This window comes from Arthrobacter nitrophenolicus (assembly GCF_045833485.1).
In the GTDB taxonomy this organism is placed as follows: Bacteria; Actinomycetota; Actinomycetes; order Actinomycetales; family Micrococcaceae; genus Arthrobacter; species Arthrobacter nitrophenolicus.
In genome coordinates this window covers 120,465-140,127 of sequence record NZ_CP174504.1, presented here as the reverse complement: position 1 = coordinate 140,127, position 19,663 = coordinate 120,465, and the positions used below count along the sequence as shown (strand labels likewise).

Sequence of the window (19,663 nt, the reverse complement as noted above, 5' to 3'; positions counted from 1 at the left end):
TTAGGAAGCGCGGCGTGCGCGGGCTGCGCGGCGCTTGAGGGCGCGGCGTTCGTCTTCGCTCATGCCACCCCAGACGCCGGCGTCCTGGCCGGATTCAAGTGCCCACTGCAGGCAGGTGTCCACCACTTCGCACCGGCGGCAGACGCTCTTGGCTTCCTCGATCTGCAGCAGGGCCGGGCCCGTGTTCCCCACGGGGAAGAAGAGTTCCGGGTCCTTATCCAGGCACGCTGCGCGGTTACGCCAATCCATGCTGATCAGTTGCTCCATTTCTGGGAAGTGCTATTTGTGAAATAATTCACTAGTAGCTACAAAGGAAAAGGGCCCGGCAGGGCCCCCTTGGTCATCTGAATCCAAGCCTGTCATGTTAACGCTGTGTAAACAAGGGGTAATAACGCCTGATATCCCCGTAACGCTGAGCGATACATCACACTGCCCATGCTGGCCCTCACCAATGTCCGACTATGTCCGGTAGGGTGCCAGTGTGTCAAGACCCCCTGAAAACCCCGAACCTGGGTCCCCTCCAAGCGGGCCGCAGCCTGTCCCTGGCCGCGGGAGTGCCGGTCCGGATGGAAGCGCGCCGCCGGCGGTCATCATTGTGGCGCTCATCGTGGCTGCCGAGGCGACAGCCCTCCTGGTGGCGGCAGGCTGGTACGGCTATCAGCTGCTGGCCGGAAGCCCTGTCCTGTCCTTGTGGGGGGCGGTTTTCACCCTGGTGCTCCTGCTTGCGTTCGCTGCTTGGCTGTACGCCGTGGCGGTCTTCCTCTACCGGGGGTACCGCTGGACCCGTGCTGCTGCCCTTGTGGCCCAGCTGTTCGTCCTCACCATCGGGTTCCCCACCCTCACCGGTGGCCTTGTCGCGGCCGGGCTGGCGATGCTCGTACCAGCGGTCACTGCCATCCTGCTCCTGTTCCACAACAACGTCATCAGCTATGCATCCCGCACCGGAAGCGCTCCGCCCGCGCTATAGCGGGAAGCAGCTGCCTGGTTCCGGGCCTGCTCCTTCAATTCTGCCTCCGAGGCCCGGGCCACTTGGATGGCCTGGGCCCGTCCTGCGGAGATGAGCACCGCCCTGCCCGGGGGCGGAGCCGGTTCCACTTCGAAACGGACCCCAAACGCGTCTCCGTCCGCAAAGGATGCCGGTCCGAGCAGCAGGGCCGTTCCGGCAGCACGGGCACCGATGGCGGGCGGAACACGCTGCAGGAGCAGCGGGCTGTAGCTGGCAGTCAACACCAATGGGTGGCCGAGCGCCTGCAGTTCCGAGAGGTCGCGCATGGCGGCCGGCGACAGGAGGTCTGCGTCGTCCGCGAGCAGCACAGCATCGCCGGGCAGATCGCCGGCGCGGGCAGCCGACAGGATCCTGGTCCAAGGGTTGGCCGCCGGCGTTGGGGAGTTCGGGCTGAGCCAGTGATGAGCGGGGTTCAGTTCCTGCAACGACTTCAAGGTGTTGGTCTTGCCGCTCCCGGACCTTCCGAGGACGGCGACGGTGCCCGCGGCGGCCAGCCGAAGGTAAACAGGGGAAAGCTCGTCTCCGCCCACTCCAATCAGCATGTCCTGCGTGGACCGTGTTAGTGCAGCATTTGCCGATACCCCCTCACGCTCATGGATGCCGCGGACCTCTGGCGCCGTGACCCGGAGGGGCAGCGGCTCCACCCGGAATGGCAGTGGTTCAGCGGGGTCGCCGACGCCCAACGGACCTTCGGGCCACTGCCGGCCGGGCGCCAGCCGGAACACCTGGCAAACTGCAGAGTCACCATTTGCTGCCGGACCGAAAGCCACCGCCCTGCTTTTGATTGCCGTCGTGGACGGCAGCCGGGGCCAGGCCACCCTGCTGTCCTGGTTGGACCCGGCAGGAAAATACAGCCGGCTGGACAACGCCCCACAGAACCTGGCGCTGACCACCTCCCGGTCACCCGAGATAACCACGGTGACGCCCGCCCGGACGCCGTCCCTGACCACATCGTGCATGAGTTCCTCGGCCCACGCCAGCGGACCTGATCTGAAGGCCGACACCCACGCGCCCCAGCCGGAGACCAGCACCACCAGGGGAACGGCGGCCTCCGCGGGCCTGCTGAGCCGGCGGGTCATCTCCAGGGCTATACGCTCAAGGATCCGCACCGCACGGCGAAGCTCGTGAAGACCCGTGGCAGCCCCCACACGCGGGTGCCTGGCCGCAGAACTGAAAGACCCGGTGCCGTCGAGGATGTAGCAGTGCGCCGGCTCGCGGTGGAGCAGCAGGCCCCGAAGCACCAGTTGCGCCGCTTCGTCTGCGCCGGATTCGGGGGCACCTATCAACGCCAGGTGACTGTCGGCGCCCGGTCTCCAAACGAGCGGATGAACGGACTGCTCCTTCGGCAGGTCCATCGCTCCAAGTGTGAGGGCCCAGGCCGGGTCGCCGGGAAAGGGATCGGGCCCGCTGCAACCCATCGATGGCTCCACGATGTCATCGGGCAGGGGAGGGGCGACCGGAACACGTGGCGCTGCCCCCTCCCTGGAGGTCCACGCATCGCGAATCATGGCAATCAGGGGTGCCGCGGCCTGCGCTGGAGTCTGCGGTTCCGCGTGCCCAGGCTCAGGCGCCCCTGCAGTAAGGTGCTCGGTGGTGAGCTGCACGGTGATGGCCGTGAGAGGGGCTGACTGTGTCCGGACCAGGTTTGTTGTTGCGGCCTGGAACTCCCGGGCTGGTTCCGTACCGCGCGTCATGAATGCCCGCCCCGGGGCGTCAAGCCGGATGGCAGCTGCCTCCTTGGAGCCGATGATGTCAACGGATTCCATGTCCGACTGCACCCGCAGGGCGATGCTGGAGGTAACGTTTGCCCGGATATCAGCCGTCAGGGCTCCCTGCGGCCGCTGGGTCGCCATGACGAGGTGGATCCCGAGGGACCTGCCGATGGATGCTATCCGCATCAGCTCGCGGAGTACCTCCGGTGCGTCGTCGACGAGCATCCGGAATTCGTCGATGATGATCACCAGGTGGGGGATGGGGAATCCTTCGGCTTCCGCGGTGGACCGGTATCCGGCAAGGTCCGGAACGCGCGCGGCCGCGAGCGCTTCCTCACGCAGCCGGATTTCCGCCCGCAGCGAGGTCAGTGTGCGTTCCAGTTCATCCCTGGTCAGGTCGGTCAACAGCCCCACGCAGTGCACAAGCCCGGTCAGGGGGCCGAGCCCGGAACCACCCTTGAAATCCAGGAACAGGAAGTTGATGCGGCTGGGCGGATGGGTGAGCGCCAGGGCCAGGGTGAGGCTGCGCAGCAGCTCGGATTTCCCGGCCCCTGTGGTCCCGGCCACGAGCACATGGGGTCCATCGGCCTGCAGATCAATCACCAGGGCCCCGTCCGCATCGAGTCCCAGCGGCGCGGCAAGGCCCGCTTCCCCGATGCTCGAATCCCAGCGTGCGGCCAGGTGGGCGGGTGACAAAGGCAGGACATCCTCCAGCGCGCAAGTGCGCGCGATTGGGTGTTTCCCCATGTTCGGCCGGGGTGGCGCAGCGGCCAGCTGCCGGCAGAATCCGTCGAAGACGTCGTTTTGTGCCAGGTCGGCCACGAAGGTGATGTCTTCGCCCTGTCCTCGCAGCGTTGAGCCGTGGTGGTGCAGGACGACATCGACGGCGGGTGTGCCGGCCGCTGCCCTGGAACGGAATTCAAGGACCTGCCAGCCGTGCCGGTGCGCTTCTTCCATGAGCATGGCTGCCGTCCTGCCGTCAGCTGTGGCGTCCGCGAGCAGGAGGACACCGTGCTCATAGCCGGGTGGGAATCCCTCTTTTAGGGAATCACGGCAGGCCTCCGCTGCCACCATCAGGACCACATCAGGAAGATATCGAGCGGCAAGGGGAAGACTTGTTGCCGGTCCGAAGATAATGATCCGGGTGCTCCTGCACCTGGGATATCCCGAGAGCTGCATGACAATGGCCCTGATCATTCCATCCCGGAGTGGCTTTGTCCCCACGAAGACTGTCCGGGGTTGCAGCAGGTCAAAGGTCACCGGAACCGAATCAACAGATGGGACCTCGAGGGCGGCGGCCGGCACGGTTGTGACGTTCGCGTCCTGCTCCGCCTCGCCCAGCCGCAGCCAGATGCCACCGGTATCCGGCACGGAAGCAGCTGACCTTGCCCCCTTCCGCGTGGCCAGGGCAGTAACCGCAAGCGAAGGTCCCGAGGCCAGGCGCCTTTCCCGGTCCTGGGCCGCCGCCTTCCTGACTGCCCTGGCGGCATCCCGCCGCTGGCGCCGTCCGGAAACAACGGGAACCAGGAGGGCAACCGCCGAGGTGGCCGCGAAAGCCAGGAACATCCACATGCCCGTGAAGAGGGCCAGGCCGATGCCTATGGCCAGTGGGAGCGCTGCTGTCACAAGAAGGGCAGCCCGGTTTCCCGGATCGCCCCGTCCAGGCACAGTGATCGGTTCCTGTGCTGAAACTCCGGCCATGGCCAGGGACTTGATCGGGACGTCGGCGAACATCAGCGACATGGTTGAATTACCGCACCTGATGGTTGACCCCGCAGTGACGGCAGAGTGGCGGATTCTCTCGCCGTCCACGTAGGTGCCGTTGGCACTATCCAGATCCTCAATGAAGATGTCTTTGTCGGTCAACGTCAGGCGGGCATGCTCCCGGGACAGCTCAGCATCGGGAAGGACGATGCGTGCATTGCTCCTGCCCACGGTGTATTGGCCACGCTGCAGCGGTACGACTGTTCCGGCGCCGGCGCCGGTGTGGACGGCAAGGACGAGCCCGGCAGGATGGCCGCCACAAGGACTGCGCCGTTGCTTCCGGCGCCTTGGTTCCGGGCCGCCGTCGACAAGTATTGCGCCTGGGATGAGGGGCGGGATCCCCAACCGTGCCGACTGGAGATCCTCGCCTGCGACGGTGACCATCCCTGTTCCGAATTGTTCCGCGAGCTGCCGGCAAAGTGCGGCGCCTGGAGCGCCTTCCGGGGCGTCGATTGTCAGCTCAAGCGGGTGGGAAGCCAGGCCGGACCCGGGTCCACCCACCAGTGTGCAGTGCAGCCTCATAAGCACCGATCCTTCTTGCCGTTGACCCCACGCTAGCCATACTTGGCTGGTCCTGGCGCCGCCGAAGGAGGCTATGTGGACAACCATGCGTGCCCTGGGCGGGCGGCGCCAGTGGCCGCTGATTCGACGGGCGCCGTGATGCCTCGGGTAGGCTAGAACAGCAGACAATGCGCATCATTGCGCTGCCCGCATTCAAACCAGGAGATTTTGTGACCGCTGACCTTGTCATCGTTGGGTCTGGCTTTTTTGGCCTGACAATCGCAGAACAGGCCGCTACCGAGCTCGGCCTTAAGGTCGTCGTCATCGACCGCCGCCACCATATTGGCGGCAATGCCTACAGCGAGAAAGAAGAGCAGACCGGCATCGAGGTGCACCGCTACGGGGCGCACCTGTTCCACACTTCCAATGAGCGGGTGTGGGAGTACGTCAACCGGTTCACCACCTTCACGAACTACGTCCACAAGGTTTACGGCGTGCACAAAGGCGAGGTCTACTCGCTGCCGATCAATCTCGCCACGATCAACCAGTTCTTCCGCGCAAACATGACCCCCGGCCAGGCGCGTGAGCTCATCCAGGAGCAGGCCGGTGAACTGGCGGGTACGGATCCGCAGAACCTGAACGACAAGGGCATCCAGCTGATTGGCCGTCCGCTGTACGAGGCCTTTATCAAGCACTACACGGGCAAGCAGTGGCAGACGGATCCGAAGGACCTCCCCGCCGGGATCATTTCGCGGCTTCCAGTGCGCTACAACTATGACAACCGGTACTTCAACGACAAGTACGAAGGCCTGCCCACCAACGGCTACACCGCGTGGATCGAGAAGATGGCCGAGCACCCGAACATCGAGGTGCGCCTGAACACGGACTTCTTTGACGAGTCGCACGAGTACAGCAAGAACAAGGTTGTGGGCAAGATCCCGGTCGTTTACACCGGACCCGTCGACCGCTACTTCGACTACGCCGAAGGTGACCTTTCCTGGCGCACCATCGATTTCGAGGAGGAAGTGCTCGACATGGAGGACTTCCAGGGCACCTCCGTTGTCAACTACAACGACGCCGACGTTCCCTACACCCGCGTCATCGAACCCCGGCACTTCCACCCCGAGCGCGAATACCAGACGGAAAAGACCGTTATTATGCGCGAGTTCTCGCGCTTCGCGGAAAAGGGCGACGAGCCGTACTACCCGGTGAATACGACGGCGGACCGCGAGCGGCTGCTGAAGTACCGCGACCTTGCGGCTGCTGAAAAGGACGTCCTGTTCGGCGGACGCCTCGGAACCTACAAGTACCTTGACATGCACATGGCCATCGGGTCGGCGCTGAGCATGTTCGACAACAAGATCCGCCCGCACTTCGAAAGCGGCGTCAAGCTGGAAAGCGGAGGCGTCGACGCATGAGTGCCGCGCCGGGCTGGTCAACACTTCAGAGGGTAATTTTCCCGCCGGAGTCCGGGGTGGACACTATGTCCCTCTATGCAGATGCCGGCCCGGCAACCGGGGTTCGCTTCAAGGAAAGCGATGAATTCGCCAGGAACCCCAAACCTGTTGAACAAAAACTGCACCTCGTCGGCTCCAATACCCGCGAAGTTCACGTGGACGATTTGCTGTCGCGGCAATCCGTCCGGGTACGGTCCGGGGAGCAACTTTCCCTGGGGACGTACTTCAACGCCTTTCCCGCCAGTTACTGGCGCCGCTGGACCCACCTTCGGGACATCCGCCTGGTCGTGGAGACTTCCGGGCGGGGATCCGTTACCGTCTACAAGTCAAATGCCCGCGGCACCATCCAGCGTGTGGATGGCGCCAGGGTTGAGGATGACGCGCGCACCGAATTTGAGTTGTCCATCAAGCCGTTCGGCGACGGCGGGTGGTATTGGTTCGATCTGGCCTCCAGCGGAGGAGACCTCATCCTCAAGGAGGCACGGTGGGAGGGCCCGCCGCCGGTGAGGACCGGGGAGACGGTAACGATCCAGATCACCACCATGGACAAGCCGGACTTCTGCCTGGCGAATGTCCGGACCCTCGCCGGCCATCCGGAAGCGTTGGAACTCGCCAGGGAAGTGCTCATTGTCGACCAGGGGTCCCGGAAGGTGGCAGACCAGCCGGGGTTCGCGGAAGTAGCGGCCCTGCTCGGTCCAAAGCTCCGCGTCATTGACCAGGCTAACCTCGGCGGCTCCGGAGGGTTCGCCCGCGGCATGTACGAAAGCGTGGAAAACGGCAGCGACTACGTTCTCCTGCTGGATGATGATGTGGTCATGGAACCGGAAAGCATCATGCGGATGATGGCGTTTTCGGGAAGGTGCAAGAGCCCAACGATCGTTGGCGGACACATGTTCGACCTTTACAGCCGCAGCACCCTGTACTCGATGGGTGAAACCATTGACTCCCGACGGTTCTCCCCGGGCCAGCCGCATCGTGATATGCAGATGCGGCACGATTTCAGCGTGTCCAACCTTCGGCAGACTCCCTGGCTGCACAGGCGATTCGACGTCGACTACAACGGGTGGTGGATGTGCATGATCCCCACCTCCGTCATCCGGCAGGTGGGGCTTCCCCTGCCGCTGTTCATCAAGTGGGATGACTCAGAGTACGGACTGCGTGCACGGGCAGCAGGATTCCGGACTGTTTCCCTGCCTGGAGCGGCGCTCTGGCATATCTCCTGGATCGACAAAGATGATCTTGTCGGATGGCAGGCGTATTTCCACAACCGCAACAGGCTCATCACCGCGCTGCTGCACAGCCCCCACCCCAAGGGTGGCAACGTTCTTCGCGAGTCCTTCCAGGAAGACGTCAAGCACCTCGTATCCCTCCAGTACTTCACCGTCCACAACCGGCTGAGCGCCCGGGAGGACCTGCTGGCAGGCCCCGCGCATCTCCATCCCGCACTGCACGGCAAGCTGGCCGAGATCCTGGCCCGCCGGGGCGCCTACTCGGATGCGCAGATGCTCGAGGACGTGGACGAATTCCCTCCTCCCGCGTTGGGCGCCGGGCTGTCCACCTCTGCGGACATCCAAATGCCGGCGAAGAAGGATATGGTCCAGTGGGGAGTCGCCACAGTGGCGCGGCAATTGCTGAAGCGGCCCTCTCGGGAAGCGCTGGAACGCCCGCAGGCCTACCTTGCCCATATCGATAACCGCTGGTTCCGGATCGCGCACTACGACTCTGTGGTCGTGTCCAATGCCGAGGGAACCGCGGCGTCCTGGTACAAGCGTGACCCCCGGAAACTCAGGGAAATGCTCAAGCAGTCGGCCAGCCAGCATGCCCGGCTGTACAAAGAATGGGACGACCTCGCCGAGGCCTACAAATCTGCCTTGCCGGAACTGGTGTCAATGGACTCCTGGCGCAGGACCTTCCAGGCAGCTGCCCCCGGGCAGGACCACGCCGGTGGCCCTGCCGCCAGGAGCGCTGCGGCTTCCAGCTGACTAGCCGCTGTGCGAGTGCTCGGCCGGCCGGGCAGCAGGTGCCGGCGCTGCCAGCCTGGCCTGCCATGCAGGCGCGGTCAACAGGCGGTACAGCAGGGTTCCGCTGACCGCCAACAGCACGAGGTAGGCGACGGCGAGCACCTGCCAGGTGCCCGGCGGCTGCCACTCCGGCTGGAACATCTCCGTCCAGTTGACGTGGTCCATGACGCCGATCGTGTAGCGCCGGAGTCCTTCCATGAACACGTAAAAGTGGGCCAGGGCTCCCAGCACCAAACCCCACCGCACCATGGACTTTGTCCACGGCGTGATCCTGAAGCGGCGGAAACGGGTGGTCACACCGGCAGCCAGGATAAGTGTCACCACCATGGCCAACGTATACCGTCCCTGCCAGATCCAGCCCAGGGTCTCGCTTGAACTTGCCTGCAGGGCGGCCGGTACGACGATGACGGTCAGGGCCAGGAGGGCCATGACCCACCGGCCCCGGACCGGGCGTGCCGTAAAAGCCAGGAAGAGCATGGCACCGAACCCAAGGACCCATGCGTAAACTGCAGCAGGAGGAGGCAGGGTGTCGATCCACCCGAGAACGCCAACGTACTCGACCATGAAGAACACGGTCTTGTCCAGCATCGCAACGGCGGCTTCCTCGGCCGGTAGCGGAGCACCAGCGAGCAGGCTGTCAAAGCTCTTGGCGGACAGCACCCACCACAGGGCAAACAGGCTGGACAGGCCGACAGCGAGGACGGCCAGTTGGAAGCCACGGACCGCAAAAGTGCGAATAAACGTTTTGAATCCGAAGCAGAGAATAGCGGACACGGCGGCGATCGCAAGCCATAGGAGGGAAAGCGGCCGGGTATGGGCCAGCAGGCTGCCGGACAGCGCTGCAATGACAAAGAGCAGCCTGCTGCCGGGCATTCCGGCCGCGGTCCGCTCGAAGATCGCACACAGGCTCATGAAGACAGCACCCGCCGCAGCGATCTCAAGGCCGTTGGGATTAACGGAGCCGGACAGGAAGAAGACGGCAGGCGTCAGCGCGATGGCGCAGGCTATGACCGGTCGATGGTAGTGACGCAACGACGATGCAGCGCACATTATGGCCCCGAGGAAAAACGCAACCAGCCATGCGCTGATAAGCCGCATCGCATACAGCGCCGGCTCACCACTGAGACCGCGGCTTCCGATTCCCACGATGCCGTAGTACACCGGATTGTAATTTCCGGCGGAAGTCTGTGCGGGTACCCAGCCGCGGTCTGTCGAATCGATGGGTGGCGCGCACGCCGGAGTCAGGTAGGGGTGGTGGGCGAAGCACTTGTAGGCGTCGAGGCTGGCCACATAGCCTGGAACGTTTACAGTCAGCCGTTCCCCCTGGACACCGGTACTGGCGCCGCTGAACTGTCCCCGGGCAACGGCCGCGGCCTTGATGGCGTGCGCCGGCTCATCGGGTATGGACATCAGGGGAGAGGCGAAGCTCCAGAGGGTGCCAATGCAGCCGAACAGAAGCCAGGAAACCAACAAAACGCGCAGCGGCGAAGGGCGTTTTTTGTCGGGCAGGGGTGAGTTGAGCGGACGCGGCAGCGTCGGCCTGAGGGAATTTTGCATGATAGGTTTAACCATACTTTGGACGTACGGGGTTTAAATCTGTGCGGTCCAGCTTCCGGGGAGGATAACAACGATGCGCAGTTCTATTTCTGGCGCATCGTCGTCTCCACAATCACCTGCCCAAGCGCCCCCGTCAGTCCCGGGGCTTGCCCTTGGCCTTTACCAGAACGCTGTTGTCCGGTTCCTGTTTGTCGGCGGTCTTTCCTTCGCCCTTGACCTGGGGCTCCTTGCACTGCTGCATGAAGTCTTCGGAGTGGAACTGTGGCTTGCGACTCCTATTGCATTCGTCGTCAGCCTGGTGTTCAACTTCCTGTTGCAGAGAATGTTCACCTTCCGCGCCACCAACAAGGGCAGCGTTTCCGCCGTTAAGTACATCCTGCTGGTGATTGTGAACATCGCAGTCAGCGACCTCGTGGTGACAGGGTTCGATGCCCTCGGCTGGTCCTACCTGATCGGTAAGGCATGTGCCACAGTCATGACCACGGTCTGGAATTACTTCCTGTACCGCCACTGGATCTTCAAGCGGGACGCGGGAGAATAGCGCTGGCGCTCACTGTCGGGTTCTCCTGAACACGCCAGGACTCCGCCTCCCGCTCCAGCCGCCGGGTACCGCATCCTAAGTGGTCAGGCGGATACAGCTTCACCCATAGCCGGCAGGTCACGCGCCGGTGAATCCGACGGCAGCGCCGTCCGGGCGACACAACGTAAGCCCCACGGCCTTTGACGGGCTGAAACCGTCTCCCCGGGCGGCGGGAGATGACGCCTTTGTCCCCTCCCGCCCCTTGGAACGGAACCTAGGACTGGCCGGGACCTGTCTTTACCTCGGACCCGGAGGTAACAGGGTCTCCGGTATTCGGCATTGTAGAGGCCGTTTCCCCCACGTGCGGCTGCTCATGCTGCCTGCCCGCCCTGGCCAGACCCTTACCCTTGCCGCCAGAAGCGGCAGCCCGGACAATCAGCGGCTGGCCCGGGTGCAGGTAGCGGAACAGGAGCAGGACCCCGGCTGCGGTCACCAGCAGATAGGCCGCCGTTAGAGTGAACCAGCCGAGCGGCGGCTGCCAGTCGGGTGAAGAGAAAAGTGTTTGCCAGTTGGCAATCTCACTGATTCCCACCACATAACGGCGGAGGACGTAAACGAACGTCAGGGTGTGGCAAAACACAATCAGCCAGAACATCACCCGCGAAATGTGCACTGCAACCGGGGAGGTCGGGAACCGGAGCTTCCGGAGCCCCAGGCCAACACTGACGAACAGCACGACGACGAGAGGCAGCGTATACCGTCCCTGCCAGATGAATCCCATGCCGCGCCAGAGCGCCGTCTGCAGGAGTGCAGGGACAAGGTAGAGCATGGCGAGGGCCACCCAGTAGCCCGTCCAGTTGCGCAGGGGGCGGACGCAGAAGGGAACAACCAGTGCGGCGATCATCAGGCCGCCCCACACAAGTGTCACCAGCTCAGGCGCCGGTGTGTCCAGCCATCCCATGGTGCCGATGTACTGCGGGAAGAAATCGTAGGTCCGGTCGAGCATGATCATGAAGCCGCGGTAGAGAGGGGCGTCCGGGTGCGGATTCGCTATCCCCTCCGGTGCCACGCCGACATTCGCAGGCCCGTTGGCGGCAACGTACATCCACAGGAATCCCAGCAGCGCGCCCGGGACAGCCACCGCGACGGCGGTCAATACACGCTTGTCGGTGAAGACGGCGAGCGTGCGGCGCAGCCGGAACGAACATACGCCGACGATCAGGGCACACAGCAGCCACACCAAGGAAATCTGGCGTGCATTTGCCAGGACCACTGTCGCTGCCACGACCGTTGCGAGCGCTGGCAGGACCCGTCGTGTGTTGCGCCAGTTGTCCAGCACCACGACGAAACCGGCAAAGGCTGCCATGGTGGCTGCGATTTCGAGGGAGTTCGGGTTGATGCCTCCGCCGAGGAACAGGATCATCGGAGTCATGGTGAGGGCCGCGACGAGGACGGGGTATTTGGGGCGCCGCAGTTCGGTCAGGGCGGTGAACCCGGCGGCAAAGAACAATGCGCAGAGAGCTGCGCTGACAAGCCTCATCGCATAGATGGCCGGAGCGCCGGACAAGAACAGGGTGGGGAGCCCGACCACCCAGTAGTACATCGGGTTGTAGGAGCCGGCGGAGGTCACACCGATATTCGTGAAAGTGTCGTCCGCATAGACCGGCGCTGCGCAATCGGCTGCTTGTGCGCGGTTGAATTTGTAGCAGCTTTGGGCGTGAAGGCTTGCGATGTAGTTGGGGACCCGGACATGGACCCCGTGACCGAAGGAAGTGCCCTCCTCCACGAGGACCTGGCCGCGGACCACGGCTGCGGCCTTGATCGTGTGTGCGGGCTCGTCGGGTGCACCCATGAGCGGGGTGGCAACCGCCCACAGCCCGAACAAGAGGGCGAAAATTGTGGCCAGGAGCCCGAATGTCGGCAGGGGACGTGGAAGTCCGCGTCGGACGTTGCTGAGGAAAAGGGTCATTGTCCGTCTCCGTTGGTGCCAATCAATGCACGGGCTTCGCTTACTGCCGTCTTGCTGGGTGACATGACAAAGGCGAATGCGTTGGCGTTCTTCTGCGCGTCTTCGCTGAGGAGGCTCTGGCCCAGGGACCGGCTCAGCCGGGTCAAGGCGGGCTCGGAGTATTCCCGGCACATATGAACGTAAAGCACGGTGCCCAACGCATAGCCGGAGGCCCCGTCCAGTTTCTGAACCACGCCGCGCGGGGACGAATCCACTTCCCCTGTGGTGACGGCGTCGACGACAGAGGAGGCCTGCAGCCGCCTCGGCTTGCCGTCAAAGACGAGCTGCGCTGCAGTGAAACGGTTGCCGATGATGCTTCCGTCGAGAATGGAAAGCCCGCCGTTGGTGTCATCCAGCTTGTCTGCGAGGTCCAGCGGCGGCGAAGATACCTGTCCTATGACCGTGGACGGCCAGCTGTCCGGGGAATCGGGGTCCCAGGCAACACCGGCCTCCCCGTTGAGGTAATCGTTTACCGGACGTACCGTATCCGAGGGGCCTTCCGGCGCGATGACGGTGATTTCAAGGTCGGGGAGCTCGGTTCCGGTATTCAGGCCGGTGATGCGGGGATCATTCCAGCGCGTGATCTCACCCTGCAGGATCGCGGCGAGGGTGGGGGCGTCCAGCACCACATCGTTGACCCCCTTGATTTTGATGGCAACGCCCACAGGCAAAACCCCGGCCGCCACCGATACGGCGCCGCCAGATGTGCACATGCCGCGAACGGATATGGCTTCCTGCTGGGTAAGGGGGGCGGAACTTACCGCGAAATGTGCCTGCCCGTCCTGGAAGGCCTTGAGCCCGGCTGCGGAGCCGTCGGGGGAGTAGCTCACCGAGGTGCCTTTGACGGCACCGCCCCATGCCAGCCCCCACGCGCTGACCGCGCCCTGGGCAGCGTTGCTGCCGATTCCTGTGAGGGCACCTTGAACAGTGCCCGGGGGAGTGGTGGCACATGCAGACAGGGACAAGAGCCCCGTCAACAAGGCGGCAGCCCTTATTTTTGCTCGGAGAGAAACGGGAATCACCCTTCCAGCCTAGTGCCCGTGCCATGGATGTTGAGGCAGGGCAACGTTCGATGGTGCAGGGGGTTTGTCATGCGCACGCCGAAATTTCGTACAGCCGGGCAGATGGGCCCTGGGAATCGACCAGCTTAAAGCCGGGGGCATCCCCGATGTCGGTGACGCCTGGATACTCTCCGGATCCGGGGAGATCTATCAGGTACCGGCTGCCGAAGTCCAGCACGTACCGTACGTTTTTGCTTTTCAGTGCTTCGCACATCCGGGCATCATCCGGTGTGTCCTTCAGGTGTTCGTCAATCAGGACTGCGTCCTGGTCCTTTTCCGCGAACAGGTGGGCGGTCAGAACAGGCCGGTCGCTGTAGGCGTAGGCGAGGGAACTGCCGTTCCAGGGGTTGTCTGCAATGACCGCATCGGCGGGAACATGATGTGGGAGACGCTTCAACAGCGCGAGCTCATCCGGGGTCAGCAGCTCTGAGGCTGCATCGAACCGGTAAACAGTGGACGCACCACCGATATAGTGCGTGACAGGGCCGGCGAATGTCGCCAGCAGTGCGAACACAGCAGTAGCAAGAGCCGCCCCGGCAACCGGTCCCCGGTCTGCCAGCCAGCGGAACCGCCGCTCCAGGGTGCCGTGCAGGCGGCGGGCAGCAGCGGAGTTCCGCCATGAATCCCAGAGCCGCAGGCCGCCCACGACCGCAAGCGGGGTTGCGAACAGCGGCAGCAGGGCAGCAAGCCGGTACGTGTCCTGGTACCACGTGCCTATGAGGGCATCGCGCAGGGCACCCTTGGGAAACGACGCAGCCACCACGTACAGTGCACCGACGACGCCATAACAGGCTGCCAGCCAGCGCAACCTTCGGGTTTGGAAGACCGTGAGCAGACCGGCAACCGAAAGGATGGCGACAACCAGCGCCGGTATGGCTGATTGCATGGGGCTTACAGTCAGGATTTCCCCGACGGCGGCGCCAGGTTTCACCGTCGGCCCCCAGTTGTCGTAGGGTGCAGGGCGCAATTTCAACCAAAGTGCGGCAGCCAGCACAAGGGAGAGCAGGGTCCCGCCGATGAAGAGCCATGCCCGCAGCACGCTGGCTTGGAACTTGGTGTTCCTCGCGAGGTGCCACCAGAGCAGTCCGAGAATGGGAAAACTTACGGCGATGGTGGTGTTGATCGAACTGGTATGTGCAAAGGCAAGTCCCGCAAGTGCGAGCAGCAGTGCCGGGACCCAGCTGCGCAGCGGGTCTGTCCGTGTACGGCCCAGCCGGGCGACAGCCGCGAGGCAGGCTATGACCGCCGGCATCATGCTGAGCGCCAGCGCATACGGAAACAGCGGACCCCAGACGATCATGAGGAACGGGAAGGCGACCTGGGCGGCAGCGATCACTGAAGCGACCACGAGGGCGGCCGGCCGGCGCGAGATGGTCTTGGCCACCAGGAACAGGCACGACGCCGGCCAGAGGACAGCCGCGAGGACCACGTTGAGCACGTTTTGCGACGTAGGGATGTCGACGGCGGCCACCTGGACCAGGAGCGCCGCGAACGAATGCCACGCGGCAGGATACACAGCATCGAAACCGGAGACCCCCTGGAGCGACGCGAGATTCAGCGACGAGGCGTTGCCGGTGTCCAGGATGTACCGGATGGCGTTCAGGTGGAAGACGTTGTCGAAAACCTGGGAGGGGTGCTCGGGGGAGCCGACCAGCTGGATGAAGCGTACGGAGATAGGGACAGTGGCAAAGGCCATGGCAGCGAAAGGCAGCCACTGCCGCCAGGGCGGCGCGCCCGCAATCCGATGGCGGAGGCCGCGCGTGACCAGCAGGGCGGCCCCGGCAAGCAGAGCCGTCACTGCGGCAAACGGCAGGACGCTCCAAGGGACGCCAAGGATACCGGCGAGCACTCCGGCCAGTCCTGCCGCTGCCGTCGACAGAAGGGGGGCAAGGCCGAGGATGCCGCCCAGACGGAATTTCAGGCATGCCGCCACCACAGCACCGGGAACGTAGAGCAGGAGGATGGCGGTCACCACCGCGGGAAGAATACCAATCCAGCTCACGAAGGTACTTCCTCGGTCCTGTCCTCCGGCGCCTTGTCCTGGAGAAGCTGCAGGACAGCGCGCAACTGGATGGCTGTGACTGCGATTTCACCGATCGCCAGGCCAAGCGCGCCTCCTGCGCCACCCATCAGGCCGGAAAGGATGATCATGGCGGGCAGGCCCACCACGGCGCCGGTAATGGTGCTGGAGAACACAACACGCATCCGCTTCGCCGGCACAAGCCAATGGGCGCCGGTGGATGTTGTTACGCAGACAAGCAGGAACGACAGGCCAAACCAGAAGCACGTCCAGAAGTCGGCGGCCAATGCTGCACCGAAGAGCACCGCACTGGCCCAAGGTCCCACCAGGGTCATGATCAACCAGCCGGCAAGGCCCAGGCCGGTGAGCGCCATGAGCGAGAACTTCCGGCGGTGCTTATGGTCAGCACCGAATTCGCTGACCCAGCCCTGGAGGCTGTTGCCCAGCGCTGCCGTGGCAAGCTGCCCGATGCGGTAGAGCTTCTCGGCAGAGACGAAGGCGGCCAAACCGGCAGCTGAAGCGGCAAATTGCACCACCAGAACAGGCGTGGAGGCGTAGGCCCCGGCGGCTACAGTGATGCCTGCGCCGGCCCGAAGTCCCCAGATTTCTCTCAGGACGACGGGCAGGGTGAGTCCTTTGAAATCCTCGCGCTCCGAATGGTCCTTGTTGAACCACAATGTTCCTGCCAGGCCCAGTACCAGCAGGATCAGGGGGTAGAGGTAGATCTCACCCGTTGCGAACAGCAACGGAATGACACCAAGGGTGGCAATCATCCGCGGGACGACGTCGTACTTCGCGATCCGCCCCGCATGTCCTGTCGCGATGCAGTACCAGGCCGGGGTCAGGCCGGCCGCAGCCTGGGCGCACGCCATCAGGAAAGCGACCCAAAACTGGTTGGTGCCACTGGTGAACACCAGCGCAACCGCCATGAGGGGCACAGTGCAAAGGAACATGAACGAGCGGGTGACGAAGCTGACGGCGTAGTGACGCCGTCGTACTGCCTCTTCCGGCGCGGACGCCACGGCAGCCGGTCCCGTGAGCGGCCATCCCAGTGCTATGACAATGGCGGCGATGGCGCCCACCGCCTGGCCGACGGCAAGGGAGTTCCAAGCCGGGGCTCCGCCTACCCGCGCGATGATCGGCAGAAGGATGAACGACGCCAGCGAGGCCAGCAGCGGCAGCCCGGCGAACGCTGCAATCCTTTTGATCATGCCTGTCCCCCTGGCCTGGGGCGCGCACTACAGGTAGTCATAGGCGTCCTTGCCAAGCCGGCCCCGCACAAATACGTCTTCGACTTCGCTCTTGAACCTGGAGCGCTCGTTGAGGATGGCGGACCGGTAGGTGTCCTGCTTTGCCACCTCGGCGTCAAAGTTTTCGATGAGTCGGGGAAGCATGGCTGCAGCCGTCGGCACTTCATCGCGGCCCGGCGTGACCTTGTGTTCCCAGGGAACGGGAACGTCGGCGTAGAAGGCCCCCGAACCCCTCCGGGCGACCACGGTGAGTGCACCGGACAGGGCCGCCTCGCGGGGCATCCGGTCCTTGCCCGGGTGGTGCCCCAGGTCCAGGTAGATGCCGCATCCCTGCAGTGTCGCTACAACCTCGGACCGAGTCATCCCCGCGATAGGGCGCCACTCGATAGACGGCGGGCACTGGGCCCTGACCGCGTCAATCAGGTGCCCACCCTTGGCAGGGTTGTAGGTGACCAGTTGCCGGTTGCGCGGTGACTCGGGCGTGCCCTGGAACTCAGCGTTCGGCGTGTAGTCGGAAAGGAGCGAGGGCACCACGTCCAGGCGGGTGGCTATGAAGGCCCAGGCGTAGGACGACTGGACCAGGTGGACTACGTCCCGGTCTTTCCGGAGCATGCCGGGATTCACCCGGTTCTTCCACATCCGCGCGAACGGAACAGCGCCTTCTTTCGCCTTGTCCACCAGCCCTGCGGTGTTGCGCTGCCACATCCTCTCCGCCATGAACGTAAGCGAGTTGTCGATGCTCAACCACCAGCACATGCGCCGGGCGAGCTTCACCTTCGGCATTTCGTAAATGTAGGTTTCCGGGAAGACAACCACGTTCTCGGGCGAATCCACAATCTCAGGAGCTTCGGGCGCGTCGTAGACGTTGTACTGCTCCACCCGCGAATTGTGGGCTGTGTGGGGGTGCGGAACCAGGTAGGCATCCTGCCCAAGCTCCCGGAGCATATCCACGAGCTGGTGCAGGGCTTCGGGGCCGCCGGTCCTTAATCCCTTGTGGTAGAGGACAAAGATTGTTCCTGAAGTGGTGGTCATGACTGGTCTTTCGGTCTCGGCCGGGCCAGGGCACTGCTGGATGATGGGTTTTGCTACCGCAGCCGGGCGGCGAGGGAGTCGTCGATCTTGCCCATCTTCTGGCGTAGGGCATCACGAACGCCCGCCAGCGCGGCGACGAGGTGCTTTTTCCGGTTGGGGCCAAATCCGAACCTGACAACGTGGCTCTGGATCTCCATGTAGATCCGGCGAAGGACCCACGTCGGCTGTTTCAGGGCGTAACGCCGGGCGAGAATCAATGAGTTGCGCGTGATGTAGTACACACGGAACGGTGCGTGGTAGTAGACATACAGTTTCTTGGAGCCCACCCGTGCATGCCAGCCAAGGATCTTCATGGGACGTGCATTGCCCAGGCTGTGCTCCAGGTTGCAGCCCCTCCCGGCCAGGGCGCGCAGTCCACGTTCACGCAGCCGGGCGTTGAATTCGGAGTCCACGCAGTCAATGAAGAAGCCCTCGTCGAAGAAACCAACGGCCTTGAACGAGCTTGTGCGTACCAGGGTGCCGCTGGTCATCGGATCGAAGATCTGGGGTTCGTCCGGGTTGCCCCAGGTCGGCAGGGGAATGTTGTTGTGTGATTCAGCGCAGACCATGCCTACCGTTTCCGGTTCATGGGAGTTGCGCGCCGTTGCCAACGCCGAAACCACATAGTCGCCGGTAAACCGCGAATCCTGGTCCATGGTCACCACCCACTCGGGATTCCAGCGGGAAATGGCTTCCTTGATGCCGACGTTCAGCGCGCGGGCAATCCCGGAATTCGTGCCCAGCCTTATAACGACGGCGCCCGCCCGCTCCATCTCTTCCAGTGCCGGGGAGACGTCGTTGGGTGACCCGTCGTCAACCACCACAACGTGCTCAACAAAGCGCAGGAGCCAGGTGACGTTGGCCACGTTCTCCGGGCCGGGGTTGAAAGCCGAAACGACTCCGCACACGTCCGGGGCCGGCTGGGCTCCTGCCAACTCTTCGGGAACCATCACGCTGCCCTGGCCCGCCGCGCGCGCCGGACGGCCTCATAGACGTTGCGGAGGAAGACGATCCGTGCCTTCAGGATCTTAAATGCGGAACGGATGCCGTGTGGGGTCAGGTTTTCACCGTGTAAACGATGCAGGATGGTGTCTTCTTCCAGGTAAACGATGGAACGGTTAACGTTGCCCACTGTGGCCAGCCACTGGTCGTGGGACTCTTTCATGTAGGTCGGGAAAGGCAGTACCTGCTCGAGGAGCCTGTGCCGCACAGCCATGGCGCATCCCCAATGCAGCCGGTACCCGACCACGATGCCGAGGATGTTGCGGACGGCGTGCGAGGAATCTTCGGGCCGGAGGCGGATCTCATGGAATGGTCCAAGGGGCCCATCGAAGTGTTTGCAGTTGCTGACCACCATGTCCTTGCCGTCCATGGCCGAGATCATGCGTTCCACACGGCCAGGCAGCCACACGTCGTCCTGGTCCGAAAGGAACACGAACTCGCCGCGGGCCTCACTGAGGGCCCACTCGAACGTACGGACGTAGCCGTTATTGCGCTCGGCCTGGATCAGCCGGATCCGCGGGTCGTTCATTCCGGCGACAACCGCCGGCGTTTCGTCGGTGGAACAGTCGTTGACAACAATCAACTCGTCCCCTGGGCCGATTTCCGCCAGGATCGAGTCAATTTGTTCCTTGATGTGGCGGGCGCCATTATATGCCGCCATGCACACGCTGACGCGCGGCTTCGGGGCGGATGCGGGCTCCATAAGTTTCTCC

The 19,663-nt window shown here is 63.7% G+C and carries 14 protein-coding genes; 4 read left to right on the top strand and 10 right to left on the bottom strand.

The window, feature by feature from the left end:
• Nucleotides 1–249 (bottom strand): WhiB family transcriptional regulator, encoded by a 249-nt coding sequence (locus tag ACJJV6_RS00645; RefSeq protein WP_009356837.1) that lies wholly within the window; start codon nt 247–249, stop codon nt 1–3.
• A gap of 340 nt (nt 250–589) precedes the next feature.
• On the opposite strand from ACJJV6_RS00645, the gene ACJJV6_RS00640 reads away from it, so the two are divergent.
• A complete protein-coding gene (locus ACJJV6_RS00640) occupies nt 590–967 on the top strand; it encodes a hypothetical protein (protein ID WP_200859129.1) in 378 nt (125 codons plus the stop codon).
• On the opposite strand, the gene ACJJV6_RS00635 is transcribed toward ACJJV6_RS00640, so the two are convergent.
• Nucleotides 928–5,004, bottom strand: coding sequence for an FtsK/SpoIIIE domain-containing protein (locus ACJJV6_RS00635; protein ID WP_407709683.1), 4,077 nt, complete (start codon nt 5,002–5,004; stop codon nt 928–930). The genes ACJJV6_RS00640 and ACJJV6_RS00635 overlap by 40 nt on opposite strands.
• A gap of 209 nt (nt 5,005–5,213) precedes the next feature.
• On the opposite strand from ACJJV6_RS00635, the gene glf reads away from it, so the two are divergent.
• Nucleotides 5,214–6,401: a UDP-galactopyranose mutase gene (glf, locus tag ACJJV6_RS00630; RefSeq protein WP_407709682.1), complete on the top strand. Its 1,188-nt coding sequence runs from the start codon at nt 5,214–5,216 to the stop codon at nt 6,399–6,401.
• Entirely contained in the window at nt 6,398–8,422 is a 2,025-nt protein-coding gene (locus ACJJV6_RS00625; protein ID WP_407709681.1) for a glycosyltransferase, read from the top strand. The genes glf and ACJJV6_RS00625 overlap by 4 nt, the downstream gene beginning before the upstream one ends.
• Here ACJJV6_RS00625 and ACJJV6_RS00620 read toward each other — a convergent pair whose 3' ends face one another.
• Nucleotides 8,423–10,018, bottom strand: a complete 1,596-nt coding sequence (locus ACJJV6_RS00620; RefSeq protein WP_407709680.1) for a DUF2142 domain-containing protein — start codon at nt 10,016–10,018, stop codon at nt 8,423–8,425.
• Nucleotides 10,019–10,091: 73 nt separating this feature from the next.
• On the opposite strand from ACJJV6_RS00620, the gene ACJJV6_RS00615 reads away from it, so the two are divergent.
• Nucleotides 10,092–10,559: a GtrA family protein gene (locus ACJJV6_RS00615; RefSeq protein WP_354175320.1), complete on the top strand. Its 468-nt coding sequence runs from the start codon at nt 10,092–10,094 to the stop codon at nt 10,557–10,559.
• A 253-nt stretch (nt 10,560–10,812) separates the two neighbouring features.
• On the opposite strand, the gene ACJJV6_RS00610 is transcribed toward ACJJV6_RS00615, so the two are convergent.
• The 7 genes from ACJJV6_RS00610 to ACJJV6_RS00580 all read right to left on the bottom strand — a co-directional run bounded on the left by ACJJV6_RS00610 (nt 10,813) and on the right by ACJJV6_RS00580 (nt 19,653).
• Complete coding sequence (locus ACJJV6_RS00610) at nt 10,813–12,507, bottom strand: DUF2142 domain-containing protein (protein ID WP_407709679.1); 1,695 nt, start codon at nt 12,505–12,507, stop codon at nt 10,813–10,815.
• On the bottom strand, nt 12,504–13,511 hold the full coding sequence (locus ACJJV6_RS00605; RefSeq protein WP_407709678.1) for a substrate-binding domain-containing protein: 1,008 nt from the start codon (nt 13,509–13,511) through the stop codon (nt 12,504–12,506). Before ACJJV6_RS00605 ends, ACJJV6_RS00610 begins: the two co-directional genes overlap by 4 nt.
• A 124-nt stretch (nt 13,512–13,635) precedes the next feature.
• Nucleotides 13,636–15,609, bottom strand: coding sequence for a DUF6541 family protein (locus ACJJV6_RS00600; RefSeq protein WP_407709677.1), 1,974 nt, complete (start codon nt 15,607–15,609; stop codon nt 13,636–13,638).
• Nucleotides 15,606–16,838 (bottom strand): lipopolysaccharide biosynthesis protein, encoded by a 1,233-nt coding sequence (locus tag ACJJV6_RS00595; RefSeq protein ID WP_009356846.1) that lies wholly within the window; start codon nt 16,836–16,838, stop codon nt 15,606–15,608. The genes ACJJV6_RS00600 and ACJJV6_RS00595 overlap by 4 nt, the downstream gene beginning before the upstream one ends.
• A gap of 27 nt (nt 16,839–16,865) precedes the next feature.
• The gene (locus ACJJV6_RS00590; RefSeq protein ID WP_407709676.1) at nt 16,866–17,909 is read right to left on the bottom strand and encodes a hypothetical protein; all 1,044 of its coding nucleotides are present in this window, start codon (nt 17,907–17,909) and stop codon (nt 16,866–16,868) included.
• Nucleotides 17,910–17,962: 53 nt separating this feature from the next.
• Complete coding sequence (locus ACJJV6_RS00585) at nt 17,963–18,898, bottom strand: glycosyltransferase (protein ID WP_407709675.1); 936 nt, start codon at nt 18,896–18,898, stop codon at nt 17,963–17,965.
• A complete protein-coding gene (locus tag ACJJV6_RS00580) occupies nt 18,898–19,653 on the bottom strand; it encodes a glycosyltransferase (protein WP_407709674.1) in 756 nt (251 codons plus the stop codon). The genes ACJJV6_RS00585 and ACJJV6_RS00580 overlap by 1 nt, the downstream gene beginning before the upstream one ends.
• Nucleotides 19,654–19,663: the final 10 nt, after the last annotated feature.

Coding starts and splice junctions, on each gene's coding strand:
- ACJJV6_RS00645 (WP_009356837.1), bottom strand. CDS start 249: ATGGATTGGCGTAACCGCGCAGCGTGCCTGGATAAGGACCCGGAACTC.
- ACJJV6_RS00635 (WP_407709683.1), bottom strand. CDS start 5,004: ATGAGGCTGCACTGCACACTGGTGGGTGGACCCGGGTCCGGCCTGGCT.
- ACJJV6_RS00625 (WP_407709681.1), top strand. CDS start 6,398: ATGAGTGCCGCGCCGGGCTGGTCAACACTTCAGAGGGTAATTTTCCCG.
- ACJJV6_RS00620 (WP_407709680.1), bottom strand. CDS start 10,018: ATGCAAAATTCCCTCAGGCCGACGCTGCCGCGTCCGCTCAACTCACCC.
- ACJJV6_RS00615 (WP_354175320.1), top strand. CDS start 10,092: ATGCGCAGTTCTATTTCTGGCGCATCGTCGTCTCCACAATCACCTGCC.
- ACJJV6_RS00610 (WP_407709679.1), bottom strand. CDS start 12,507: ATGACCCTTTTCCTCAGCAACGTCCGACGCGGACTTCCACGTCCCCTG.
- ACJJV6_RS00595 (WP_009356846.1), bottom strand. CDS start 16,838: ATGATCAAAAGGATTGCAGCGTTCGCCGGGCTGCCGCTGCTGGCCTCG.
- ACJJV6_RS00590 (WP_407709676.1), bottom strand. CDS start 17,909: ATGACCACCACTTCAGGAACAATCTTTGTCCTCTACCACAAGGGATTA.
- ACJJV6_RS00585 (WP_407709675.1), bottom strand. CDS start 18,898: ATGGTTCCCGAAGAGTTGGCAGGAGCCCAGCCGGCCCCGGACGTGTGC.
- ACJJV6_RS00580 (WP_407709674.1), bottom strand. CDS start 19,653: ATGGAGCCCGCATCCGCCCCGAAGCCGCGCGTCAGCGTGTGCATGGCG.